This window comes from Mesorhizobium sp. USDA 4775 (genome assembly GCF_054062655.1).
On record NZ_JBSSFM010000001.1, the window covers coordinates 6166623 to 6192204 of the forward strand.

The following is a 25582-nucleotide window of genomic DNA, read 5'->3' on the forward strand; positions in this document are numbered from 1 at the left end:
ACCATGGCGATATCCCGTCAAAAATTGTTCACAAGGTTTCTTGGTAAACCGCTGGTTTAGATCAGGATTCCGGCTTTGGCCGAACACGATCTGTTACCGTTAGCGTTAATGCGTGAACAGAGCTGTCCACAGGCATGCCATATTCCAGACGAAACCCCGATAGAGGGCCAATCCTGCCATTGCAAGCTGGTCCCGGCCTTGTGCCGGAAACGCGAACCTGGTTTTTGGAAGAGATCCAGCGCTCCCAAGTTTTGTTGAGATTCAGGTCAGGCCGAGCCGAAAACGGTTGATACCGAGAACCGGAGCGGAGCATACTTTTCGTAGGTGAGCACAGTTCTACTGCGACGCAGTAGAACTGGGAAGCGCAGGAAGCCGCCGTTTGCAGGCCGGCCTCACCTGAATATCAACGCACCTTAGGAAGCGAGGCGGTCGACACGACCCGTCTCCGGGTCGATGCCGTATTCCTTGAGCTTGCGGTACAGCGTCGAGCGTCCGATGCCGAGGCGGCGGGCGACTTCACTCATCTGGCCGTTGTAATGGTCGATGGCGAGCTTGATCATCTCGAGTTCGACATCGGCCAGCGCCCGCACATTGCCGCGTTCGTCGAGCGCCCGCAGCGTGCCGAATCTGGGCTGAAGCAGGGTCGGCCGATCCTGCTCGGCGGCTGGAGCGGCATCGCCGACCAGGTCCCCCTCATCGCGGAGTTCCGGAGGCGATGACAGGCGAGGTACCGCGTCGTCCGTTTCGAGATTGACGGTGCCTTCCACCTGCGCGCGGATCTGCGGAAAATCATCGACATCGAGCACGTCGCCTTCACACAGCACCGAGGCGCGGAAGACGGCGTTTTCGAGCTGCCTTATGTTGCCGGGCCAGTCATAGGCCTCCAGCACGGCAAGCGCTGCCGGCGAAATGCCTTGCAGGCGATGGCGCGGGTCGGCGGGCGCCACCTTTTCCATGAAATGCGTGACCAGATGCGGAATGTCGTCGCGGCGGTCGCGCAGCGGCGGCACGAAGATCGGGTAGACGTTGAGCCGGTAGAACAGGTCCTCGCGGAACTTGCCGTCCTTGACCTGCTGCAGGAGGTTGCGATGCGTCGCCGATATCAGCCTGATATCGACCTTGACGGTCGAACGGCCGCCGACCGGATCGACCTCGCCCTCCTGCACGGCGCGCAACAGCTTGACCTGCACGTCGAGCGGCAGGTCGCCGATCTCGTCGAGGAACAGCGTGCCCGAATGCGCTTCGACGAACTTGCCGGTGTGCTTGTCGGTGGCACCGGTGAAGGAGCCCCTCTCGTGGCCGAACAGGATCGATTCGACCAGATTGTCGGGAATGGCGCCGCAATTGACGGTGACGAAGGGTTTCGAGCGGCGGTCGCCGCTGCCCTGAATGGCGCGCGCCACCAATTCCTTGCCGACGCCGGATTCGCCTTCGATCAGGATCGGGATGTTGGATCCGGCCGCTTTCTGTCCGAGGCGTATCACCCTGTCCATGGCCGGGCTGTGGGTGATCATGTCCCTGAACGTCAGCAATCCGCCGCGCTTGCGCGACGTGCGCTTGACCTCGCCCTCGACCGCTTCGACTTTCAGTGCATTGGCGATCGAGGCCTGAAGCCTGTCGGGTGACGCCGGCTTGACGACGAAATCGAAGGCGCCGTGGCGCATCGCCGACACCACGGTGTCGATGCCGCCCTGGGCGGTCTGCACGATGACCGGGACGGTGATGTCGCGTTCGCGCATCGCTTTCAGCACGCCGATGCCGTCGAGACCGGGCATGACCAGGTCGAGAATGACCACGCAGATGTCGCGGGCGCCAGGCCCGTCGAGCGCATCGAGGCCAGCCTCGCCGCCGTCGACGACGATTGCCGTGTGGCCGAACCGCGTCACCGCCGCCTCGAGCAGCCGGCGCTGCACGGGATCGTCATCGACTATGAGTATGGAACCTGTCATGACTGTCTTGAACTGCCCGCGCCCGAAATCCCCATGGATCATCTTGGCACAGGGTTCTAAATAAGGTTTCAAAAAACCCGGTGAACGAATTCCTTACGATTTGACCGGCTTGCCTGATCCCCTTGATTCTGACCTCATATTTCACAGAAGGTATTGTCGATGCGCATGATGTTTGGTCGGCGGCTTGCGGCACCGGCGTCCGGTCAGGGCGCGGCCGAGCTTGGCGATCTGCCGGAATGGAACCTTGCCGACCTCTATGCCGGCATGGAAGCCCCGGAACTGAAGCGTGACATCGCCAGGGCAGCCGCCGACGCGATCGCTTTCGAGACCCGCTGGAAGGGCACGCTCGCCGCCGAGGCCGGGCGCGGCGGCGCCGGCAAGCTGGGCGAGGCGCTGGTCGCCTACGAGGCACTGGAGGAACTGATCGGCCGCATCGTCTCCTATGCCGGCCTCGTCTATGCCGGCAACACCGCCGATCCGCAGCGTGCCAAGCTCTATGGCGACATCCAGGAGAAGATGACCGACGCCAGCGCGCATCTCCTGTTCTTCGCGCTTGAACTGAACCTGATCGACGACGACGCGATCGAAAGCGCGCTCACCAGCGATCCCGCTTTCGGCCACTACCGGCCCTGGGTGCTCGACCTCAGAATGGACAAACCCTACCAGCTCGAGGACCGCGTCGAGCAGCTTTTCCACGAGAAGTCGATCACCGGGCGCGGCGCCTGGAACCGCCTGTTCGACGAGACGATGGCCGACCTTCGCTTCGACGTCGACGGCGAGGAACTGACGCTGGAGCCAGCCCTCAATCGCCTGCAGGATGCCGATGGCGAGGTGCGCCGCCGCGCCTCCGAGGCGCTGGCCGCGACCTTCCGCAGGAATTTGCGCACCTTCACCCTGATCACCAACACGCTGGCCAAGGACAAGGAAATTTCCGACCGCTGGCGCGGCTTCGAGGACATTGCCGATTCCCGCCATCTCGCCAACCGCGTCGAGCGCGGCGTGGTCGACGCCCTCGCCACCGCGGTGCGCGAGGCCTATCCGCGCCTGTCGCATCGCTACTACGCGATGAAGGCGCGCTGGCTCGGCATGGACGTGATGAACCACTGGGACCGCAACGCGCCGCTGCCGGAGACGCCGCAATCCGTGATCGGCTGGGACGAAGCACGCAACACCGTGCTGTCCGCCTATCAGCGCTTCTCCCCCGAGATGGCCGAGATCGCGCGCACCTTCTTCGACCGCAACTGGATCGACGCGCCGGTGCGCCCGGGCAAGTCGCCAGGTGCCTTTGCCCATCCGACCGTGCCGTCGGCCCATCCCTATGTGCTGCTCAACTACATGGGCAAGCCGCGCGACGTGATGACGCTGGCGCATGAACTCGGCCACGGCGTGCACCAGGTGCTGGCCGCCGGCCAGGGCGCGCTGATGGCCTCGACGCCGCTGACGCTGGCCGAGACGGCGTCGGTCTTCGGCGAGATGCTGACCTTCCGCTCGCTGCTCGAGCAGACCACCGACCGGCGCGAGCGCAAGGCCATGCTCGCCCAGAAGGTCGAGGACATGATCAACACGGTGGTGCGCCAGATCGCCTTCTACGAATTCGAGCGCAAGGTGCATGCCGAGCGCCGCAACGGCGAACTGACATCCGACAGGCTCGGCCAGTTCTGGCTGGAAGTGCAGGCCGAAAGCCTCGGCCCGGCGATCAAGCTGCGCGAGGGTTACGAGGTGTTCTGGACCTACATCCCGCACTTCATTCATTCGCCGTTCTACGTCTATGCCTATGCGTTCGGCGACTGCCTGGTGAACTCGCTCTACGCCGTCTACCAGAACGCCGAGCGCGGTTTTCAGGACAAGTATTTCGAGATGCTGCGCGCCGGCGGCACCAAGCATCATTCGCAGCTTCTGGCGCCCTTTGGCCTCGACGCCACCGATCCCGCCTTTTGGCAGATCGGGCTCGGTGTCATCAGCGGCCTGATCGATGAACTGGAAATGCTCGACGGCTGAGACGCTCTCGCTTGCAAAGAACAGTTTAGCCGGAATGCATGTTGGAACGGCACTGTTCTTTCGCTAAATATTTGTTCTTGAAGAACTCTAGGCGGAAGTTTTTCCCATAGCTTTCCACAAGCTCTATGATAGCCTTCGCCGCAAGCTCAGCCGGAGCCTATGCGGATCGGCGAGGGAGAATCTCAGCCGGTCCTGACGCTCAGGCGAACGCGACAACGGCCGTTGGCCATGGGCTGGAGAAGCCGATCGCCGACAGCTCGAACCGAAGCCGGCTGTTCTGCGAACCCGCGGAACCATCACCGAGTAGTCCATCGCCGAAGGTCATGACCCACGGCAGACGGATCTGACTGGAGAGAGACAATGGGCACTTTTTTCTACGTGGTCCTGGCGTTCCTTGTAGGCGTTTTGGTTGGCTGGTTCATCTGGGGTCGCCTGCGTGGTGAGCTCGACAGTTTGCGCGGCGACCTCGACCGCACCCGCGGCGAGCGCGACAAGCTGCGTGCCGACAGCGATCGCCTGACCGGCGAACTCAATGCATGCGGCAAGACCCGCGCCGACCTCGAGCGCCAGTTGCGCGACGCGCAGACGGGTGGAGCAAAGGCCGCCAGTCAGCCGCCGGCCGCCCTGATGTCAACGCCGGCGGCAGCCAAATCCGCTCCGGCGGCGGCCAAGGCTGCGCCTGCCAAACCAGCCGCGAAGGCGGCGCCGGCGAAGGCTGCCGCCGCCAAGTCGGCTGCACCGAAGCCCGCGGCCGCCAAGCCCGCCGCGAGCAAACCTGCTGCCTCCACGGCTTCGGCAGCAAAGAGTTCGGCCGCGCCCAAGCCGGCAGCCGCCAAGAAGGCCGCCCCGGCGGCAGCCAAGCCTGCGGCTGGCAAGCCCGACAATCTGCGCCGGCTGATCGGGATCGGCCCGGTCAACGAGAAGCTGCTCAAGGCGCAGGGCGTCACCACCTTCGCCCAGATCGCCGCCTGGACCGCAGCCGACATCAAGCGGATCGAGGACGTGATGAACTTCGACGGCCGCATCGCCCGCGAACGCTGGATCGACCAAGCCAAGCTGCTCGCCGCCGGCGACGAGAAGGAATTCGCCAAGCAGTTTCCGACAGCCGGAACCGCCAGCAACACCTGAGCGGCAAAGGCAGATCATCAAGCCGGCGGGGCCACAGGCCCCGCTGATTTCTTTTTGGCAGGCAAGGTCGCCACGAGGTCGGCTTTGAGGGGCAAGGTGCCGTTCCCTCGATTGCACGCGAGCGCCCCCCCATATAGAGCGATCGACGGCTTCATCGATCCTGGTCCCCATGTCCCTGCCCGCCGCCATTTTCCGCAACGACGAAAGCGCGCGTCAGCTCGTATTCGACCGGCCGGCCGATATCATCGTGGCGCATGAGGCCCGGGATTTCCAGGCGGCGCTGGAAGCAGCGCAGGCCGCGCACGACGCCGGCAAATGGCTGGCCGGCTATTTCTCCTACGAGGCCGGTTATCTGCTCGAGCCGAAACTCGTTCCGTTGCTGCCCAAGGGGCGTCGCGCGCCGCTGATCTGCCTCGGTGCTTTCGATGCTCCGGTCGAAGAAGCGGTGCCGCCACGCAACGCAGCAGCCCCGAACGGCCCGATCTTCGATGCGCGGGCGGCCTGGTCATTCGAGGACTATGAGAAACGCTTCTCGCGGCTGCACCAGCACATCAGGCAAGGCGATTGCTACCAGGGCAACCTGACCTTTCCGGTGCAGGCGCAATGGTCGGGCGACCCGCTTGCCGCCTTCGATGCGCTGACCGAACGCCAGCCGGTGAAGTACGGCGCGCTGGTGACGCTGGGCGATCCCATCGTGCTGTCGCGCTCGCCCGAACTGTTCTTCGAGATCAATGCGGCCGGGATGATCGAAACGCATCCGATGAAAGGCACGGCCCCGCGCGGCGCGACCAAGACCGAGGACGAGCGGCAGAAGACCTTCCTGCGCAACGATGAGAAGAACCAGGCCGAGAACCGGATGATCGTCGACCTCCTGCGCAACGATATCTCGCTGATCAGCGAGGTCGGCACGCTGGAAGTGCCGGAACTGTTCCGCATCGAGAGCTTCCCGACCGTCCACCAGATGGTGAGCGACGTCAGGGCGAAGCTGCTGCCGGGTCTCACCATTCGCCAGGTGTTTGCAGCACTGTTTCCCTGCGGCTCGATCACCGGCGCGCCGAAGATTCGCGCTATGGAGATCCTGCACGATCTGGAGAGCACGCCGCGCGACGTCTATTGCGGCGCCATCGGCTGGATCGCACCGGGGGGCACGATGCGCTTTTCCGTGGCGATCCGTACCATCTCGCTCTTTGCCAGCGGCGAGGCCGTCTACAATGTCGGCGGCGGCATCGTCTTCGATTCGACGCCCGAGGAGGAGTATCAGGAGTGTCTGCTCAAAGCCCGCTTCGCGACGGGAACACCGCCGATTTCGAGCTGATCGAAACCATGCGCTGGCAGCCCGGGACGGGCTTCCTGCGCTTCGATCGCCACCTTGCACGCCTCTATGGCTCGGCGGCGGAGCTCGGCTTCGCCTGCGATCCGCAACGGATAGCCGAGGTGTTGAGCGACGCCCTTGATGGCGCCCGAACCGCCATGCGCACGCGGCTCGCTTTGGCACGCAACGGCGACGCGACGGCCTCGGCACAGCCCTACGAACCGCTCGCCGCCGACAAGGTCTGGGTGCTGCGGCTGGCGCGGACGCGGCTCGACTCAGGCAATACGCTGCTGCGCCACAAGACCAGCCGGCGCCAGCTCTACACCCATGCCCGTTCCGAGTATCTCGTCACCCAGGCCGACGAGGTGATCCTGGTCAATGAGCGCGGCGAAATCTGCGAAGGCACCATCACCAATGTCTTCGCCGATTTCGGCAACGGCGTGCTGGCAACGCCCCGGCTCGATTGCGGCCTGCTGCCTGGCGTATTGCGCGCCGAGCTTCTGGATGAAGGCCGGGCGGAAGAAGCAATCTACAGCTACGACGATCTGAAGTCGGCCAAGGCACTCTTTGTCGGCAATTCGCTGCGCGGCTTGATTCCCGCAAAGCTTGTGTGAACCAGGATAACGCCATGTTCGTCGTTTCGCTGAACTACAAAGTGCCCCTGACCGAGATCGACCGCTTGCAGGCGGCGCATATCGAATGGCTGAAGGGCTGCTATTCGGATGGTATATTCGTCGCTTCCGGGCCGAAGAAACCGCGGACCGGCGGCATCATTATCGCGCAATGCCCGCGCGAGATCCTCGATGCCAGGCTGGCTGCCGACCCCTTCGCCAAGGCCGGCGCCGCGGACTACGAGGTCACCGAATTCCTGGCCAGGATGACCGCCACCGGTCTCGACGCTCTCAAGGAAGCATGAGTTTGGTCGAGGCCCTGCCCACCCACACCCCTTATGACGGCTCGTCGAAGCTGTTCAACATCGGGCTGAAGCCGCTTGAGCCGGCAAACTGGATCGAGGTCGACGGCCATCTTCTGCCTTATCTCGCCGAGAAGCGCCAGCTTTATGCCCAAATCCCCGACCGGGTTTTCGTCGAGGAGGACGGCACGCGGGATGCCCAGCGGGAAGTGCTCGACTTGCTCGGCGCGTATTTGCCGGAGCGATTTCCGCGCACCCATCGCCGCACCGATGCGGGCATCGCGGTGGTGGGCGCCGCGAACCACCCTGCTCTGCCTTCGGATCTTGCCGACGCGCCGCTGGTCGCGGCCTCGCTGCTGGTCCAGGAAGACCTGATCCTGATGCGCCGCGACGACAGCGGCTGGCGGCTCGCCGCCGGCTCGCTGTGCTTTCCTTCGTCCTGGTCGCTGCTCGAAAAATTCGGCAAGCCGCTGCAGCAAATCCACGAGCCCGTGCCCGGTTTCGGTCCGGGCACGCGTCCCGCCGAACTGATCAACCGCATGTTCGACGGCCTGCAGGGACAGGCGGTCGAGCGCTTCAACTGGTCGATCCAGGCCGACAATGCGCTCTACCATCCGCTGTCCAATGTCGAGCGCATCGACCGCGCCACCAACCGGCCGACACGCTTCCCCGACGGTGACGTCGAGGCGCACGCCTTCATCCGCGTCGAGCGGCAGACGCTGCGCAAGCTGCCGTCCTCACGCGACATCCTGTTCACCATCCGCATCCATCTCGACCCACTCGCCGTGCTGGCGCGGCACCCGGACCGGGCGACGCTCGCACTGTCCTTTGCCGCCCAGCTCGAAGCGCTCGATCTCGATCAGCTCGACTATAAGGGCCTGACATCGGACCGCGACCGGCTGATCGAACATCTGAAGACGATGACGCGCTAAGCCGCTACAGGCTGCTGGCCAGGAACTCGACGAATGTCCTTGCCCTGACGCTGGCCTTGCGTCCGGCTGGAAACAGCGCCCACAATTCAACAGGCGGCAGCGCCCAGTCCACCAGGATCGGCCGTACCGCACCGCTGCGCAGTTCCGCGTCGAACATCCATTCGGAGCCGACCGTGAAGCCGATGCCGGCAAGTACTGCCTCACGTATCCCTTCGGCGGAAGTCACGCGCAGCCGCCCTTGGCCGGCAAGCGAAACCTCTTCGGCGCCTCGCCGGAATGTCCAGCGACTGGAAGTGCCTGCCCGGACGAAAAGGATCGCCTCGTGCCGCGACAGCTCATCCGGCGCGATGGGTTCGCCCTCGCGTGCCAGGTAGGAAGGTGCCGCCACCACGAGACGACGACAGGTGGCGATCTTGCGCCCGATATGAGCGGGAGCGAAGCTTTCACCCAGTCGCAGCATGACATCCACCCCTTCCTCGACGAGGTCGACGTTCCTGTCGTCCATCGCCACCTCGACGTCGAGCCTCGGGTGAGCATCCAGGAAGGCTTTCAGCCTCGGCACGACATGCAGGCGGCCGAAGGTCACCGACGTACCGATGCGCAGCAACCCGGTAAGCGCCGCCGCAGTGCCACGCGCCGTGTTCTCGGCTTCGTCGGCCTCGTCGACCGCGCGCTTGGCGCCTTCATAGAAGCTGACGCCGGCATCGGTCGGCGAGAGACCTCGGGTGGTGCGCGACAGCAGGCGAACGCCGAGCCGTTCCTCGAGCTGCGCGATGGCCTTCGAGACGGCTGGCTGCCCGACGCGCAAATGCCGCGCGGCCGCCGAGAACGAACCGGTTTCGATGACCCTTATAAAGGTGTTCATCGCCATAAGCCTGTCCATCTATTCCACCCTGGAATTAGTTATATGGTGAAATTCACTCTACCTAACCCGTTTGGGAATAGCCAATTGGCTTGATGTCAAATCCATCCATCCATTCGGAGAACCAAAATGGGCAAGCTCAACAACAAGGTCGCCATCGTCACCGGTGCCGCGCGAGGCATCGGTGCCGGCATCGCCAAACGGCTGGCGGCGGAAGGCGCTGCCGTCGTCGTCAACTACGCCTCCAGCCGTGAGGCTGCAGAACGCACGGTCAAGGAGATCGTCGCCGCCGGCGGCAAGGCGACCGCGGTTCAGGGTGACGTGGCCGAGGCCGCCGAAGTCGAGAAGATGTTCGAGGCCGCCGAGATCGCATTCGGCAAGCCAAGCATTCTGATCAACAACGCCGCGACCGCCAGCTTCGGCACTTTCGAGGAAACCAGTGAGGCGGATTATCGGCGGCTGTTCGACACCAATGTGCTGGGCACGATCTTGACCACCAAGGCGGCCATGCGCCACTTCCCCGAGACCGGCGGCAGCATCGTCAACATCGGCACGATCTCGAGCTGGAACCCGGTGCCGAACACCAGCCTCTATTCCGCCAGCAAAGCCGCGATCGATACGCTGACGCTCAGCCTGTCGAGAGAACTCGGAGCCCGCAACATCCGTGTCAACATCGTGGCGCCTGGCTATACCCATACCGAAATGACCGAAGGCATGGTCGGCACCGATTTCGGCAATATGCTGATCGCTGGCGTCCCCCTCGGCCAGCGCTTCGGCAAGCCGGACGACATCGCCCCGACCGTGGCCTTCCTCGCCTCGGACGAGGCAGCGTGGCTTACCGGCGAACGCATCAACGCGTCCGGCGGCGCTCGCTGATACGACGCCGGCTCAACATCCGCCATCGGGCAGGCCATCGCCTCCCGGTGGCATCGCCGAGCACTTCCACAGCTGCGCTCCCAGGCGTTTCGCTGCTTTTCCCTTTATTGTGACAATGATCTATGGTTTGTCGCGCCGCGGCCAAGCGGCTGTTCCGGAGTGTTTTTTGAGGAGTGCTCGATAAAATGGCGAATGAAAACTGGCCCGTTTACGGTGAGATCACCGGCCCTGTTGTGATGATCGGCTTCGGCTCGATCGGACGGGGGACGCTGCCGCTCATCGAACGCCATTTCAAGTTCGACAAGTCGCGCATGACGGTACTCGACCCACGCGACACCGACCGCAAGCTGCTCGACGAGCGCGGCATCGCTTTCGTCCAGGAAGCGGTGACCGAGAAGAACTACAAGAAACTTTTGACGCCGCTTTTGACCAATGGCGGCGGCCAGGGCTTTTGCGTCAATTTGTCGGTCGATACCGGCTCGGTGGACCTGATGCGGCTCTGCCGCAAGCTCGGCGTGCTCTACATCGACACCGTCGTCGAGCCGTGGCTCGGCTTCTATTTCGACGCCAAGGCCGACAATGCCAGCCGCACCAACTATGCGCTGCGCGAGGCGATGATCCAGGAGAAGCAGGACAAGCCCGGTGGTGCTACCGCCGTCTCCACCTGCGGTGCCAATCCCGGCATGGTCTCGTGGTTCGTCAAGCAGGCGCTGGTCAACCTCGCCACCGATCTTGGCCTCGAGTTCTCGGAGCCGGCGCAGGAAGACCGCGAGGGCTGGGCCAAGCTGATGAAGAAGGCCGGCGTCAAGGGTATCCATATCGCCGAGCGCGACACCCAGCGCACCAAGAAGCCGAAGCCGATGGATGTGTTCTGGAACACCTGGTCGGTCGAGGGCTTCATTTCCGAAGGCCTGCAGCCCGCCGAGCTCGGCTGGGGCACGCATGAGAAATGGATGCCGAAGAACGCCAAGAAGCATAAGCACGGCTCCAAGGCCGCGATCTACCTGGAGCAGCCCGGCGCCAACACGCGCGTGCGCTCGTGGTGCCCGACGCCGGGCGCGCAATACGGCCTGCTGGTGACGCACAACGAGTCGATCTCGATCGCCGATTTCTTCACCGTTCGCTCAAAGAAGGGCAAGGTCCAATACCGGCCGACCTGCCACTACGCCTACCATCCCTGCAATGACGCGATCCTGTCGCTGGACGAGATGTTCGGCGCCGCCGGCAAGCCTCAGCCGGTGCACCATGTGCTCGACGAGAACGAACTGGTCGACGGCGTCGACGAACTCGGTGTCCTGCTCTACGGCCACGACAAGAACGCCTACTGGTATGGCTCGCACCTGTCGCTGGCCGAGGCGCGCAAGCTGGCGCCCTATCAGAACGCCACCGGCCTTCAGGTCACCTCGGCGGTTCTGGCCGGCATGGTCTGGGCACTGGAAAATCCCGATGCCGGCATCGTCGAAGCCGACGAGATGGACTACAAGCGCTGCCTGGAAGTCCAGTCGCCCTATCTCGGACCGGTCGAAGGCCATTACACCGACTGGACGCCGCTCGACCGACGCCCGGGCCTCTTCCCGGAGGACCTCGACCGCAGCGATCCGTGGCAATTCCGCAACATCCTCGTCCGATAGCACCCTGCGCACCATGCGCCATTGCCTTGCAATCGCCCGGAAATCGGGCGATTGAAGGAATGCGGCCTGGGGCAGCGCGCGTCTTGCGGGACGCACGCCCGTTCCAGCACTTTGGACGTTCGCATCGTGCCTGCCAAAATCGAAACCGATTTTTGGGCCGATGCGGTTGGAGAGGATTTCAGATGACTATTGCGCGCAAAGTTCTTTCGATCGGCGTGGCGGGTTCCTTTGCCATGATGCTTGCCGCCTGTACCACAAGCGGTCCCGACGCACCGCCGATGGCGGCCGCGCCGAAAGGCGTCGAGGGCTCGTGGATCGATGCCAAGGGCACCGGCCTGTCGACCTTCACCGGCGGCAAGTTCACGACCGTCGCCACCGACACCGGCCAGAAGCTGGCCGATGGCAGCTACACGATGACCGGCGCCACTTCGGTCGAGATCAACGGGACGTCGCTGATCCGCCAGACGCCGGTCAGCTTCAACTGCCTGCTGATCTCCACCAGCCAGTTGAACTGCACCAGTTCGTCCGGCCAGAACTTCGTGCTGACGCGACGCGCCTGAACCGGCAAACACTGGACACATTGGGGACGGCGGCCGATTGGCCGCCGCCCTTTTTTGCGCCTGCAAAAAGTGGCGGCATTTCCGCTTGCGTCAGCCGGAACGCGATGGGAACATGGTCAAAACGCTGGCTGTTATACCCCAGTCAAGCAAGGGCGTTAAACGCCTCCGATCAGCCCACCGGGAGACGAAGATGAAAAAGCTTGCCGCCATTGCCGCCCTGTCCGCATCGACGCTTGGCCTGTCGGCCGGCGCATCCTTTGCCGACTACACATTGAATATCCTGCATTTCAATGACTGGCACAGCCGCATCGAAGGCAACAACAAATATGAGTCTACCTGTTCGGCCGACGAGGAGACCAAGGGCGAATGCATCGGCGGCGCCGGCCGGTTGATCACGGCGATCGCCCAGGAGCGCAAGAAGCTCGAAGGCCAGAACGTGCTGCTGCTCAATGCGGGTGACAGCTTCCAAGGATCGCTGTTTTACACCACCTACAAGGGCACCGTGGAGGAGGAATTCCTCAATCAGATGAAACCCGACGCGGTGACGCTCGGCAACCATGAATTCGACGATGGCGAGAGCGCGCTGGTGCCTTACCTCGACAAGGCAAAATTCCCGATCGTCAGTGCCAATGTCGTGCCCAACGACAAGTCCGGCGCGGCCGGCAAGATCAAGCCGTCGATCGTCGTGGAGGTCGGTGGGCAGAAGATCGGCATTGTCGGCGCCGTCACCAAGGACACGCCCGAACTCGCCTCGCCCGGTCCCAACATCGCAATCGCGGACGACGTCAAATCGATTACCGCCGAGGTCGAGAAGCTGAAGGCGCAAGGCGTCAACAAGATCATCGCCGTGACCCATATCGGCTACAACAGGGAACGCGACATCATCGCCAAGATCCCGGGCATCGACGTGGTTGTCGGCGGCCACAGCCATACGCTCTTGTCGAACACCGATCCGAAGGCGGCGGGCCCCTACCCGACGATGGTCGACAACCCCGGCGGCTACAAGGTGCCGGTGGTGCAGGCGGCCTCCTATTCGAAATATCTCGGCGAGTTCAAGGTGGTGTTCGACGACAATGGCGTCGTCAAGTCGGCGAGCGGCGACCCGATCTTTCTCGACAAGTCGATCACGCCCGATCCCGCCGTGCTCGCCCGTATCAAGGAACTCGGCGCGCCGATCGAGGCTTTGAAGAACAAGGAAGTGGCCGAGACCACCGACGTCATCGACGGCAGCCGCGAGAATTGCCGCGCCAAGGAATGCGCGATGGGCAACCTTGTCTCCGACGCCATCCTCGACCGCGTCAAGGGACAGGGCGTCGAGATCGTTATCTCCAATGGCGGCGGCCTGCGCGCCTCGATCGACAAGGGCACCGTCACCATGGGTGAGGTGCTGACCGTGCTGCCGTTCCAGAACACGCTGGCGACCTTCCAGATTTCGGGCAAGGACCTGGTCGCCGGCCTCGAAAGCGGCCTCAGCCAGATCGAGGACGGCGCAGGGCGCTTCCCACAGGTGGCTGGCCTCAAATACGCCTTCGACAAATCGGTCGCGCCCAATGCCGGCCGCGTCAAATCCGTCGAGGTCATGGAGAACGGCGCCTGGACGCCGATCAAGCCCGACAAGGACTATCTCGTCGCCACCAACAATTACGTGCGCCAGGGCGGCGACGGCTACAAGGTCTTCGCCGAAAAGGCCAAGAATGCTTACGACTACGGCCCCGGTCTCGAACAGGTCGTGGCCGACTATCTCGGCGCCCACCGGCCCTACACGCCCAAGCTCGACGGCCGCATCACCGAGATCGCCGCGACCGTCGCGGCGGCCCCGGCAGCGGAACCGGCCAAGCCTGCAGAGCCGGCAAAGCCTGCCCCCGCGCCAGCAGAACCTGCCAAGCCCGCCGAGGCCGCAAAGCCCGCCGAAGCGGCACCGGCAATGCCCGAACTGCCCGCCAATTCGGGCAATATCGCCAACACGCCGCCTGCCATATCGACGGAGAATGCACCTGCGCCACCGGCCGCGCCGGCTCCCGCGGCTCCAGCACCCGCACCAGCCGAGCCGGCAAAGCCCGCCGAGGCCACCCCTGCACCGGCAGCACCGGCGCCGGCGGAACCCGCCAAGCCGGCAGAACCGGCAAAGCCCGCTGAAGCCGCACCGGCAACAGGCAGCCATGTCATCGTTACCGGCGACACCTATTGGGATCTGGCCAAGAAGGCCTATGGCGACGCCACCAAGTGGAAACTCATCTACGAGGCCAACAAGGGTCAAAGGCCGCACCGGCTGATGCCCGGCGCGACGCTGACCATCCCGGCGAAGTAACGTCACTTCGCCTTTTGCCATTCAACACCCGCCTGGGAAACCGGGCGGGTGTTCTGTTTTCAGCTCGACACGCGTTAAGGTGCGGCCAGACGCGACATTGAAAGCCCGCGCAGGATGATTAGGTTCGCGCCTCCTGGAGAACCCCTATGACGCTCACAATCGCTGTCGATCCCAAAGCCGCGAAGGCCCTTGGCCCACTGCCGGCCGGGCATCCGCCGGTCAAGACCGGCAAGGTCGGTGTCATGCTGATCAATCTCGGCACGCCTGACGGCACCGACTTCAAGCCGATGTGGCGTTATCTCAGGGAATTCCTGTCCGATCCGCGCGTCATCGAACTCAACAGGGCGATCTGGTATCCGATCCTCTATGGCCTGGTGCTCACCACCCGGCCGAAGAAGTCCGGCGCCAACTACGCCCGGATATGGAACCAGAAAAGGAACGAGTCGCCGCTGCGCACTTACACCCGCGCCCAGGGCGAAAAGCTGGCCGAGGCGTTGCGCGACCTGCCCAATGTCGTCGTCGACTGGGCGATGCGCTACGGCAATCCTTCGACCGCGAGTGTCGCCGAAAGTCTGGTCGCACAGGGCTGCGACCGCATTCTTTCGTTCCCGCTCTACCCGCAATACTCCGCGACGACCACGGCCACCGCCAATGATCAGCTGTTTCGCGCCTTGATGAAGATGCGCGCGGCCCCCGCCATCCGCAGCGTGCCGCCTTACTATGACGAGCCGGTCTATATCGAGGCGCTGGCGCGTTCGATCGAGCAGAATCTCGCGACGCTGGATTTCGAGCCGGAAGTGGTCATCGCCTCATACCACGGCATCCCAAGGCCCTATTTCGAAAAAGGTGATCCCTACCATTGCCACTGCCTCAAGACGACCCGGCTGTTGCGCGACAGGCTCGGCTGGGACGAAAAGAAGCTGATAACCACCTTCCAGTCCCGCTTCGGCGCCCAGGAATGGCTGCAGCCCTACACTGACAAGACGGTGGAGAAACTGGGCAAGGACGGCGTCAAATCCATCGCCATCGTCAATCCCGGCTTTTCCGTCGACTGCATCGAGACGCTGGACGAGATCGGCCGCGAGGCAGCCGAGACTTTTCATCACGCCGGCGGCAAGAACTTCGCCCATATCCCTTGCCTCAATGACAGTGCCGAGGGCATGGCGGTGATCGAGGCGATGGTGCGGCGCGAACTGTCCGGCTGGGTCTAGGAGAAATTCCAGGAAAAATGTGAAACGGTTTTGCGGGAAAAGCGCATAGCGCTTTCCCTTGGGAATTTCGTCAACCAGAGAGTTAGAGCGGCTCGCCGCTCTAACCGGAACAAGGGCCACTGCGGGGCGTTGAGGCGCACCTTCGGAGAATTCGATGCCCCGCAAACTCGACCTCAGAACCGGCCGGCCCGTCTGGTCCGCCTATCGGGCGCCTGCCGTGCCGGCGTCGGCGCTGACCCGCGACGTCAAGGCCGATGTCCTGATCATCGGTATGGGCATCAGCGGCGCCATGATGGCCGAGGCGCTGACGGCGGACGGGCATCAGGTGATCTGCATCGACCGGCGCGGGCCGCTGAAAGGCTCGACCGCTGCGACCACGGCACTGGTCCAGTTTGAAATCGATCAGCCGCTTTCAACGCTCTCGAAGATGATCGGCAAGGCCAAGGCACAGCAGGCCTGGCGCCGCTCGCGCCTCGCCGTTTCCAACCTCGCTGGCCGTATCGAGGATCTCGCAATCGATTGTCGCCTGCGCCGCACCCAGTCGCTCTATCTGGCCGGCACGGTGCTCGGTCCGTCGGAGCTGCGCGAGGAAGCCGAAGCGCGGCGGCAGGCGGGCATTGCCGCAACCTATCTGACGCCGCAGCCGCTGGCGGAGACATTCCGCATCAACCGCGGCGGCGCCATCCTCAGCCACGGCAACATCGCGCTCGACCCGCGCAAGCTGACGGCCGGCTTGCTGCTCAAGGCGCTGGAGCGCAAGGCCCGCTTCCTCGCTCCCGTCGAGGCGACGGTGATCGAAGACAGTGCCGACGAGGTGATCGTGGCCACGAAAGACGGTCCCAGCATCACGGCACGGCATGTCGTTCTGGCCACCGGCTACGAACTGGTCGACATCGTGCCGGCGGCGGCCCACCGGATCATTTCGACCTGGGCGATCGCGACGCGCCCGCAACCGCGAAAACTCTGGCCGGGTCCGGCGTTTATCTGGGAAGCGTCAGACCCGTATCTCTATATGCGCTCGACGGCCGACGGCAGGGTCATATGCGGCGGCGAGGACGAGGACTTTGTCGACGAGACGCGGCGCGACGAACTGATCGCCGACAAGAGTGCCCGAATTGCCGACAAGCTGGGCCAGTTGTTCCCGCACCTCGACGTCAGGCCTGAATTCGCCTGGACCGGCTCCTTCGGCACAACCAGCACCGGCCTGCCCTATATCGGCGCCGTCCCCCGCCATCCGCGCATCCATGCCGTCATGGGTTACGGCGGCAACGGCATCACCTTCTCGCGCATCGCTTCCGAAATTGTTTCGGCTTCGATCAAGGGACTCGCCGACATGGATGCGGAGCTGTTTGCCTTCAACCGGTGAGTGCAGACCCACAAACAATCCTTCATCACCTGATTGTAACGCTCCTGAAACACACTTAAGTCTTTGGCGAAGTCGGCTGCGCGGGAATGGCTCTCGCGGCCCGCTTCTGAGGGAGAGCCAAATGGATTTCAGTGGTTTCGATATTGCGGTCGTTGTTCTTGTCGCGCTTGTCGTGCTGGTGCTGTTCAAAGGCATCAAGACAGTTCCCCAAGGCTACAACTATACGGTCGAACGTTTTGGCCGTTACACCAGGACACTGAGCCCCGGCCTCAACATCATCACGCCGTTCGTCGACCGCATTGGCGCCAAGATGAACATGATGGAGCAGGTGCTCGACGTGCCGAGCCAGGAAATCATCACCCGCGACAACGCCATTGTCGGTGTCGACGGCATCGCCTTCTACCAGATCCTCAATGCTGCACAGGCCGCCTACCAGGTTGCCGGCCTGCAGAACGCCATCCTCAACCTGACGATGACCAATATCCGAACCGTCATGGGCTCGATGGACCTCGACGAACTGTTGTCCAACCGCGACGCCATCAACGAGCGCCTGCTGCGCGTCGTCGACGAGGCGGCGCATCCGTGGGGCATCAAGATCACCCGCGTCGAGATCAAGGACATCAACCCGCCGGCCAACCTCATCGAATCGATGGGCCGCCAGATGACCGCCGAGCGTAACAAGCGTGCGCAGATCCTGGCCGCCGAAGGCCTCAAGCAGTCGCAGATCCTCGAGGCCGAAGGCCGCAAGGAAGCCGCCTTCCGCGACGCCGAGGCGCGCGAACGCTCGGCTGAGGCCGAAGCCCGCGCCACCCAGGTGGTTTCGGAAGCGATTTCCAAGGGCGACGTGCAGGCGCTGAACTACTTCGTCGCGCAGAAATACACCGAGGCGCTGGCCAAGATCGGCACCGCCACCAACAGCAAGATCGTGCTGATGCCTTTCGAGGCGTCGTCGCTGATCGGCTCGCTCGGCGGCATCGGCGAGATCGCCAAGGAAGTCTTCCGCAGCGAGGGCACGACCGGCGCACAGCGCCAAGCCGCCCGCCCCCCGGTCGTGCGCCCGAGCGACAACTGAGTTCGTAGGAGGTCACTCTTATGTTCGATCGCATCATTTCCGAACTCGGCCCGTGGAACTGGATGGTCCTGGGCTTCGTGCTGCTGGTCGTAGAGGTCATCGCGCCGGGCTTCTTCATGCTGTGGATCGGCATCGCCGCGCTCATCATCGGCGCGGTGTCGCTGCTGATCTGGGATGCGGCGATCTGGAGCTGGCAGGTCCAGGTCCTTGCCTTCCTGGCGCTCTCGCTGGTCTCAGCCTTCGTCGGCAAGAAACTCATGGGCGGGCGCGACCAGCCAACCGACCAGCCGCTGCTCAACCGGCGCGGCGCCCAGATGGTCGGCCGCATGGCGACGCTTGCCGAGCCGATCAAGGACGGCCGCGGCCGCATCAAGCTCGGCGACACGCTGTGGCGAGTCTCCGGGCCTGACCTGCCGGCCGGTACACAGGTACGCGTGACGGGTGCCGCGGATACAGACCTGGAGCTTACAGTGGAACGCGTCTGAACTTTCACAGCGCACCCACCTCGGTAAGCATGCTCAGATTCAGGTCAGGCCAAGCCGGACTCGAAGACGGGCGCGAAGCGACCAAACCAGGTGGCTTACGAGAGCCGGAGCGGAGTGTACTTTTTGTAGGTGAGCCCAGTCTACTGCGACGCAGTAGAACGGCGAAGCGCAGCTATCAGCCATTTGCAGACCGGCCTCACCTGAATATCGGCATGCCTAGGCGGCGCCGATGCGCAGCAGGTCATGGAAATGCACCACGCCCAGCGGCATGTTGTTCCTGGTCACCACCAGCGCGCCGATATTGTGCTCGTTGAGCAGCGCGATCGCCGTGCCGGCAAGCGTCTGCGGATCGACCGTCTTGGGCGTGCGGGTCATCACCTCGTCGACGATGACGTCGGCCAGATTGCGGTGCAAATTGCGCGCGACATCGCCGTCGGTGATGATCCCGGCCAGTTCGCCATTGGCGTCGACGATCAGAACGCAGCCGACCTTCTTCTGCGACAGCGTCATCACCGCTTCCGGCATCTTGGTGCCGAGCACGGCCAGCGGCATCTGGTCGCCGACCCGCATGATCTCGGAGACCATGGTCAAATTGGCGCCGAGCTGGCCGCCGGGATGGAAGGTGCGGAAATGGTCCGGCGTGAAACCCCGCGCCTCGAGCAGAGCGATCGCCAGCGCATCGCCGATGACCAGCTGCAGCAGCGTCGACGTCGTCGGCGCCAGCCCGTGCGGGCAGGCCTCGGGGGTGCGCGGCAAAAGCAGCACCACATCGGCCGCGCGCGCCAGCGCCGATGTCTCGCCCGATGTGACGGCGATGAGCGGGATGGAAAAACGCCTGGAATAGGCGACGATGCCGAGCATCTCCTTGCTCTCGCCCGACCATGAGATGGCGATGATGGCGTCATCCCTGGCGATCATGCCGAGATCGCCATGATTGGCCTCGACGGGATGGACGAAGAAGGCCGGCGTGCCGGTCGAAGCCAGCGTCGCCGCGATCTTCGAGCCGATATGGCCGCTTTTGCCGACGCCGGTGACGATCAGCCGGCCTTCGATCTTCGAAATCATGTCGACGGCCTGGGCGAAAGGCGCGGCCAGTCCGTTCTCGAGCGCCTCGGCAAGGGCGGCGATGCCGGCCTGCTCGGTCGCCACCGTTCTCAGTGCCGAATCGATCGACGCTTGCCTGTCCAGGGGCTTCTTATCGAGGGGTCTGCCATGCATGGATGATGCGATTAGCGCGTTGCCGCCCGCCTGTCCAACAGAAATGCCGCTGGCACCAGGCGGCGGAGGCTCCGGACAGGTCACAGGATCCCGCAAACAGCGGCACTTTAACCGGGCGAACGATCGCCGCCTCAACCCTCCGTTAACCATCCGCATTTACGGTTCGGTAAGTATGGCGCGCACAGCGCCGCGCAAGCAGTGGTGGCGATGTCCGGGGCCCAGCCAGAAAAATCGAGTGGACGACGGGGCAAGGCGGTATGCACCTTGTTGCTGGCGACCAGCATGTTTGCCTTGCTTCGCCCGGCACCTCTCCACGCCCAGGAAACGGAGCTGCGCGGCGAGGTTTCCGAATCGGCGATCCTGTCCGACCAGCAGCGCAAGGCAAGGCAGCTCGCCCTTGCCACCCAGGGCCAGCAACAGTCGGCCAACACCGCGCAGGACGATGCGCCGCCGCGCACCTATTTGCCGGCCAGCGCCGGCGCTGTCCCCGACGACACGGGCACGGATGCCGCCACCGGCAGCATTTTCGATCCGCCGCAGGCGACCGACGACACGGCCACCGACAATCCGACGCCGCCCAAGCCTCGCCGCCGTCCGTCAAGCGCCGGCCAGAACGCGGCGGATCAGGACAGGACCAAAACGGGCACCAAGACGGCCGACAAGTCGAAGAAGAAGAAGGCGGCGACCGCGACCACGGACACCACTCAAGCCGCGACCGACGATACCGACAGCGCCACGACCGACCAGGAAGCGGCTAACCGCCGTGCTCTCACCGTCGACAGCGCCGATAGGCAAAAACTCGACCCCGGCGCCGAGCGTACCGCCGCCATCGAGGGCCAGAACAAGAAAGCCGAGGACGACCCCTTCGCGCCCACCGGCGTCAAATGGGGTTCCTTCGTCATCCGGCCATCGATCGAACAGGGGTTGACCGCCACCACAAACGGCGATTCGAGCAGTGCCGGCACCTCGGCGCTGCTGTCTGAGACAGCGTTGCGCTTTACCGCCGTCTCCGACTGGCGCGAAAACTCCGCCACCATCGACGGCTATGGCCTGTTCCGCGATACGGTGTCGGGTTACCGGGTTCACGATGCGCAGGGCCGCATCGAAGGCCAGCTCAATGTCGACCTCGACAACGAACTGCGCGCCATCGCCAAGCTCGGCTACGAAGCCGTGCCGGAAACGGCGTCCTCGCCCAACGCCATTGCCGGCGTCAGTACCCAGCCGCTGCGGCAGACGATCGACGGCAGCCTTGGCGTCGAAAAAGCGGTCGGCAAGATGCAATACACGTTGACCGGCGCGGTCTCGCACGACTTCTACGGCGACGCCGAGCTTTCGGACGGCACCACGCTGTCGCAGAAGGATCAGGACAACACGCTCTACACGGCAACCTTGCGCACCGGCTACGAAATCTCTCCGGCCCTCACCCCGTTCACCGAAATCGAGGTCGGCCGACGGGCCTACGATCAGCGCATCGACAATGAAGGCTTCGAGCGTTCCTCGACCCGCCTTGGCGCTCGCGCCGGCCTGCAACTCGACATGGGTGAGAAGCTCTCCGGCGAGTTCTCGGCCGGCTGGCTGAGGGAAGCGATCGACGACAAGAGCCTGGAGGCGATTTCCGGCGCCACCGTCAACGCCGATCTCAAATGGTCGCCGGAGCGCGGAACGACGATCGGCCTGACCGGCAAGACCACTGTCGAGACCACCACCACGGCGGGTGAAAGCGGCGATATCCTCTATTCCGGCCGCTTGACGGCCGAACGGCAGATCCGCGCCAACCTTACAGCGAACGCGGCCCTGGGCCTCGACTGGCGCGACTATGTCGGCATCGACGGCCATGACAGGATCTTGAGCGCAGAGACCGGGCTGACCTGGTGGCTGAACCGCTATGCAGGCCTCACCAGCCGGGTGAGAACCGAAAAGCTGACCAGCAACCTGCCTGGCCGCGACTACACCGCCAACAGCATCTACCTCGGCCTGAAAGTGCAGCGCTGAAACACGCGTGCGGAGCGGTCAGCCGCTCGCGCCGGCATTACCCATCCAGCTAAGATACCGCGACTCGCCGCTCCGATGGCGTCATCTCGTCGAGAAGCGTGCGGATGACGCCGGCCATGTTCTCCTTCATGTCGCTGCGCCACAGCGCGAAGGCGACATTGGCCTCGACGAAACCTTCCGGGGAACCGCAGTCGAAGGTGCGGCCCTGATAGTGGTAGCCGTAGAAAGCCTGCAGCTTCTCCAGCTTCAGCATCGCGTCGGTGAGCTGGATTTCGTTGCCGGCGCCCTTTTCCTGGCCTTCGAGGATCTTGAAGATCTCGGGCTGCAGGATGTAGCGGCCGTTGATGTAGAGGTTGGAGGGCGCCGTGCCGGTCTTCGGCTTCTCCACCATCTCGGTGATGCGGAAGCCGTGATGCGTATCCTCGCCACGGCCGACAATGCCGTATTTGTGGGCCTCCGCCGGGTCGCATTCCTGCACGGCAATGATGTTGTTGCCGGTTTCCTCGTAAAGCTCGACCATCGACTTCATGCAGCTCTTTTCCGACTGCATGATCATGTCGGGCAACAACAGCGCGAACGGCTCGTCGCCGACCAGTTCGCGCGCGCACCATACGGCGTGGCCGAGGCCCATCGGCACCTGCTGGCGGGTGAAACTGGTCTGCCCGGGCGCCGGCTGCAGGCGCTGCAGGCGGGCAAGCTGCTCGTCCTTGCCGCGCTGGGCCAGCGTGTCATAGAGCTCGAACTGGATATCGAAATGGTCCTCGATGACCGCCTTGTTGCGGCCGGTCACGAAAATGAAATGCTCGATGCCCGCCTCGCGCGCCTCGTCCACCACATACTGGATGACCGGCCGGTCGACGACGGTCAGCATTTCCTTGGGAACGGCCTTGGTGGCCGGGAGGAACCGCGTGCCGAGACCGGCGACCGGGAAAACTGCCTTGCGAACTCTCTTCATGCTTTCAATTATCCGTTTGCTGGCCGGCTCCGCAATCCCTGTCCCGCGACATTTTCACGCCGGAATTGAAGATTAGTGGGGGGCGGGTGAGGGAAACTTCCACCGGTTAAAGCATCGAGGTGTCTTTTCGTTCCAAGCGGCACCTATGGTAAACTAATTCCTAACCCGGTTCGGCGATGAATGGTCTTTCCTGAGACAGAGAAGGAGGAAAACATGTCCGTTCGCAATGCCGCAAAACGTTTCACCAGCGTCATGACGGCCGCCAGCCTCTCGCTCGCTTTGCTGATGCCTGCCGGACCCGCTTTCGCCGATGCCGGTTTCCGGCAATGGGTCGCCAGCTTCCGCGCCACTGCCGTCGCCGGTGGCGTTTCCGGAGCTGTCTACGACCAGGCTTTCAGGGACATCAAAGAGCCCGATCCGGTGGTGCTGGAGAAGGCGCGCACCCAGCCTGAATTCACCGCGCCCGCCTGGGATTATTTCGATAATCGCGTCCACGACCAGTCTGTCGCCGTCGGGCAGCAGATGGCGAAGAAGTGGAAGCCGTGGCTGGACAGGATCGAGGCGCGGTTCGGCGTCGATCGCTACATTCTGCTGGCCATCTGGTCGATGGAATCGAACTATGGCGAGATCCTCAAGCGCGACGACATCATGCGCAACGTCATCCGGTCGCTGGCGACTTTGGGTTATGGCGACCCGAAGCGGTCGAAATATGCCCGCACCCAGCTGGTCGCGGCCCTGAAAATCCTGCAGACCGGCGACATCGATGAAAGCCATCTGATGGGCTCCTGGGCCGGCGCCATGGGCCAGACCCAGTTCATCCCCACCAGCTACCAGCACTATGCCGTCGACATGGATGGCAACGGCAAGCGCGACATCTGGAATTCCATCCCCGATGCGCTGGCGACATCAGCCAATCTGTTGAAGAAGAACGGCTGGCAGGCCGGCAAGACATGGGGCTACGAAGTCACGATACCGGCCGGCAAACTGCCGGGCGGATCGAAGACGCTGGCGCAATGGCAGGCGCTTGGCGTCGCCAGGGCCAGCGGCAAGCCGTTCAAGAACCTCACCGACAAGGCGACGCTGAAAGTGCCGGACGGCCGTGGCGGGCCGGCTTTCCTGATGATCCGAAATTTCTCGGTCATCAAGGCCTACAACAATGCCGACAAATATGCCCTGGCCGTTGGCCTTCTTGCCGACGAAATCGCCGGTGGCAACGGCCTTGTCCAGGACTGGAAGCGGCCCTTCACCAAGCTCACCTTCGAGGAACGGCAGGAGCTGCAGAAGCGGCTTTCGCAGCACGGGCTTTACGACGGGAAGTTCGACGGCAAGATCGGTGACGGCTCAAAGACCGCCATCATGGCCTATCAGGCAAAGGTCGGCTTGACCCAGGACGGCTACCCGAGCATGGAAGTACTCAAATGGCTCAGGCAAAAATAGAGCCGGCCACAGCGCCGCGCGCATTTTGGGCGCGCATATCAGGCGCCATGGCAATTTGAACTCGCGCCCGGCCGCAAAACCGGCTCCGGTTTGCGGAACCAGGCGCAAGGGGATGGAGGAGTGATTGGTTTCGGCCGCGCGTATCGCGATCCTTGCTCGTCGCACGCCGATCCTTTTTCTGGCGATCGTCCTGCTGGCGATCGGCGCCGCCGGCGCCTTCCATGTACCGGCCATGGCGCAGGAGCAGCCGCAGCAAGATCGCGGATGGTCGTTGCGCGACCTTCTCTTTCCGCGCCGCAGCGAGCGGGTCGAGCCGCCGCTCGACATCCAGAAGGCAAAACCAAAGCCGCGTAAACCAAGGGTTCCGCGTGCGCCGATCGAGCCACAAACACCGATAGCGGAAAAGGCGCCAGACGCCCGCATCGTCCTGGTCGTCGGCGACTTCATGGCGTCGGGCCTCGCCGAAGGCCTGGACATAGCCTTTGCCGACAACCCAGCCATTAGGATCGTCGCGCGCTCCAATGGTTCGTCGGGCTTCGTGCGCGATGATTTCTACAACTGGCCCGAACAGATCAAATCGCTGATCGAGACCGAGAAACCGACCGCCGTGGTCGTCATGCTGGGCTCCAACGACCGCCAGCAGATGAAGGTGGGGGACGTGCGCGAGCAGCCCCGGTCCGAGAACTGGACCAAGGAATATGAGCGCCGCACCGACGAACTGGGCAAGGCCATCGCCACCGCCAAGGTGCCCTTCCTGTGGGTCGGCATGCCGGCCTTCCGGGTGCCGAAGATGACCTCCGACATGCTGGCCTTCAACGACATCTACCATCAGGCCGCCGAAAACCATGGCGGCGAATTCGTCGATGTCTGGGACGGCTTCGTCGATGAGAACGGCGCCTTCGTCACCAACGGCCCCGACATGAATGGCCAGCCGGTGCGGCTGCGCGCCGATGACGGCATCAACGTCTCCAAGGCCGGCAAGCGCAAGCTCGCCTTCTACACCGAAAAGCCGCTGATGAAGATCCTAGGCCTGGCCACACCCGGCAGCGTGGCCCCGGCGACAGCACCTGCGGGCGCGCCCGTCGAGGCACCGGCGCCGGCCGCGGCACCCATTGTCATCGACCGCACCGCACCCATGCTGCTCAGCGACCCGGCGCTCGACGGCGGCACCGAGTTGCTCGGCGCCGCCCCGCCGGCAAACGCCAATCCGGCTCTTCCCGGGGAGCGGCTGGTGATCGAAGGCAAGGCGCCGGAGGCCGCGCCCGGCCGCGCCGACGATTTCTCATGGCCGCCGAAAGCCGAGCCGCCGGCGACAGCCGCGGCGACCGACACGACGACGGCGATCACCCCTTAATCACTCGGAGCTTCCGAGATCAA

The 25582-nt window shown here is 63.7% G+C and carries 21 protein-coding genes; 17 read left to right on the forward strand and 4 right to left on the reverse strand.

The window, feature by feature from the left end; all coding sequences use genetic code 11:
* Positions 1-413 precede the first annotated feature (413 nt).
* On the reverse strand, positions 414-1949 hold the full coding sequence (locus ACVILI_RS30305) for a sigma-54-dependent transcriptional regulator (RefSeq protein WP_038653320.1): 1536 nt from the start codon (positions 1947-1949) through the stop codon (positions 414-416).
* Between the two features lie 159 nt (positions 1950-2108).
* On the opposite strand from ACVILI_RS30305, the gene ACVILI_RS30310 reads away from it, so the two are divergent.
* From ACVILI_RS30310 to ACVILI_RS30335, 6 genes are all read left to right on the forward strand, one after another.
* Complete coding sequence (locus ACVILI_RS30310) at positions 2109-3947, forward strand: M3 family oligoendopeptidase (protein ID WP_202361713.1); 1839 nt, start codon at positions 2109-2111, stop codon at positions 3945-3947.
* Between the two features lie 360 nt (positions 3948-4307).
* On the forward strand, positions 4308-5075 hold the full coding sequence (locus ACVILI_RS30315) for an NADH dehydrogenase (protein ID WP_038649407.1): 768 nt from the start codon (positions 4308-4310) through the stop codon (positions 5073-5075).
* A gap of 157 nt (positions 5076-5232) precedes the next feature.
* On the forward strand, positions 5233-6390 hold the full coding sequence (locus ACVILI_RS30320) for an aminodeoxychorismate synthase component I (RefSeq protein ID WP_420871156.1): 1158 nt from the start codon (positions 5233-5235) through the stop codon (positions 6388-6390).
* Positions 6339-7001: an aminotransferase class IV family protein gene (locus tag ACVILI_RS30325; protein WP_038649412.1), complete on the forward strand. Its 663-nt coding sequence runs from the start codon at positions 6339-6341 to the stop codon at positions 6999-7001. Before ACVILI_RS30320 ends, ACVILI_RS30325 begins: the two co-directional genes overlap by 52 nt.
* 14 nt (positions 7002-7015) lie before the next feature.
* On the forward strand, positions 7016-7303 hold the full coding sequence (locus tag ACVILI_RS30330; protein WP_038653323.1) for a YciI family protein: 288 nt from the start codon (positions 7016-7018) through the stop codon (positions 7301-7303).
* Positions 7300-8232 carry a heme-dependent oxidative N-demethylase family protein gene (locus ACVILI_RS30335; protein WP_457102722.1) on the forward strand — a complete coding sequence of 311 codons (933 nt, stop codon included), beginning with the start codon at positions 7300-7302 and terminating at the stop codon, positions 8230-8232. The genes ACVILI_RS30330 and ACVILI_RS30335 overlap by 4 nt, the downstream gene beginning before the upstream one ends.
* Before the next feature lie 4 nt (positions 8233-8236).
* On the opposite strand, the gene ACVILI_RS30340 is transcribed toward ACVILI_RS30335, so the two are convergent.
* The gene (locus tag ACVILI_RS30340; RefSeq protein WP_240564536.1) at positions 8237-9115 is read right to left on the reverse strand and encodes a LysR family transcriptional regulator; all 879 of its coding nucleotides are present in this window, start codon (positions 9113-9115) and stop codon (positions 8237-8239) included.
* A gap of 108 nt (positions 9116-9223) precedes the next feature.
* Here ACVILI_RS30340 and ACVILI_RS30345 point away from each other — a divergent pair, with 108 nt between their 5' ends.
* From ACVILI_RS30345 to ACVILI_RS30380, 8 genes are all read left to right on the forward strand, one after another.
* Entirely contained in the window at positions 9224-9970 is a 747-nt protein-coding gene (locus ACVILI_RS30345; RefSeq protein WP_064980783.1) for an SDR family NAD(P)-dependent oxidoreductase, read from the forward strand.
* 185 nt (positions 9971-10155) lie between these two features.
* Positions 10156-11601 carry a homospermidine synthase gene (locus ACVILI_RS30350; RefSeq protein WP_027047369.1) on the forward strand — a complete coding sequence of 482 codons (1446 nt, stop codon included), beginning with the start codon at positions 10156-10158 and terminating at the stop codon, positions 11599-11601.
* 182 nt (positions 11602-11783) lie between these two features.
* Positions 11784-12161: a hypothetical protein gene (locus ACVILI_RS30355; RefSeq protein WP_027047370.1), complete on the forward strand. Its 378-nt coding sequence runs from the start codon at positions 11784-11786 to the stop codon at positions 12159-12161.
* Positions 12162-12351: 190 nt separating this feature from the next.
* On the forward strand, positions 12352-14469 hold the full coding sequence (locus tag ACVILI_RS30360; RefSeq protein WP_457102723.1) for a 5'-nucleotidase C-terminal domain-containing protein: 2118 nt from the start codon (positions 12352-12354) through the stop codon (positions 14467-14469).
* 146 nt (positions 14470-14615) lie between these two features.
* On the forward strand, positions 14616-15680 hold the full coding sequence (gene hemH / locus ACVILI_RS30365; RefSeq protein ID WP_038649425.1) for a ferrochelatase: 1065 nt from the start codon (positions 14616-14618) through the stop codon (positions 15678-15680).
* A gap of 154 nt (positions 15681-15834) precedes the next feature.
* On the forward strand, positions 15835-17046 hold the full coding sequence (locus tag ACVILI_RS30370) for an NAD(P)/FAD-dependent oxidoreductase (RefSeq protein WP_064980790.1): 1212 nt from the start codon (positions 15835-15837) through the stop codon (positions 17044-17046).
* Between the two features lie 121 nt (positions 17047-17167).
* The gene (locus tag ACVILI_RS30375; RefSeq protein ID WP_038649430.1) at positions 17168-18118 is read left to right on the forward strand and encodes an SPFH domain-containing protein; all 951 of its coding nucleotides are present in this window, start codon (positions 17168-17170) and stop codon (positions 18116-18118) included.
* A gap of 20 nt (positions 18119-18138) precedes the next feature.
* Positions 18139-18603 (forward strand): NfeD family protein, encoded by a 465-nt coding sequence (locus tag ACVILI_RS30380; RefSeq protein ID WP_019861052.1) that lies wholly within the window; start codon positions 18139-18141, stop codon positions 18601-18603.
* A 216-nt stretch (positions 18604-18819) separates the two neighbouring features.
* Here the strand turns inward: ACVILI_RS30380 and ACVILI_RS30385 are convergent, their stop codons facing one another.
* Positions 18820-19821, reverse strand: coding sequence for a KpsF/GutQ family sugar-phosphate isomerase (locus ACVILI_RS30385; protein ID WP_038649433.1), 1002 nt, complete (start codon positions 19819-19821; stop codon positions 18820-18822).
* Between the two features lie 207 nt (positions 19822-20028).
* Here ACVILI_RS30385 and ACVILI_RS30390 point away from each other — a divergent pair, with 207 nt between their 5' ends.
* A complete protein-coding gene (locus tag ACVILI_RS30390; protein ID WP_038649436.1) occupies positions 20029-21813 on the forward strand; it encodes an outer membrane beta-barrel protein in 1785 nt (594 codons plus the stop codon).
* A 49-nt stretch (positions 21814-21862) separates the two neighbouring features.
* Here ACVILI_RS30390 and galU read toward each other — a convergent pair whose 3' ends face one another.
* Positions 21863-22768: a UTP--glucose-1-phosphate uridylyltransferase GalU gene (galU, locus tag ACVILI_RS30395; protein WP_038649439.1), complete on the reverse strand. Its 906-nt coding sequence runs from the start codon at positions 22766-22768 to the stop codon at positions 21863-21865.
* 213 nt (positions 22769-22981) lie between these two features.
* Here galU and ACVILI_RS30400 point away from each other — a divergent pair, with 213 nt between their 5' ends.
* Complete coding sequence (locus ACVILI_RS30400) at positions 22982-24205, forward strand: lytic murein transglycosylase (protein WP_038653326.1); 1224 nt, start codon at positions 22982-22984, stop codon at positions 24203-24205.
* 124 nt (positions 24206-24329) lie between these two features.
* On the forward strand, positions 24330-25559 hold the full coding sequence (locus ACVILI_RS30405; protein WP_038649440.1) for an SGNH/GDSL hydrolase family protein: 1230 nt from the start codon (positions 24330-24332) through the stop codon (positions 25557-25559).
* Positions 25560-25582 lie beyond the last annotated feature (23 nt).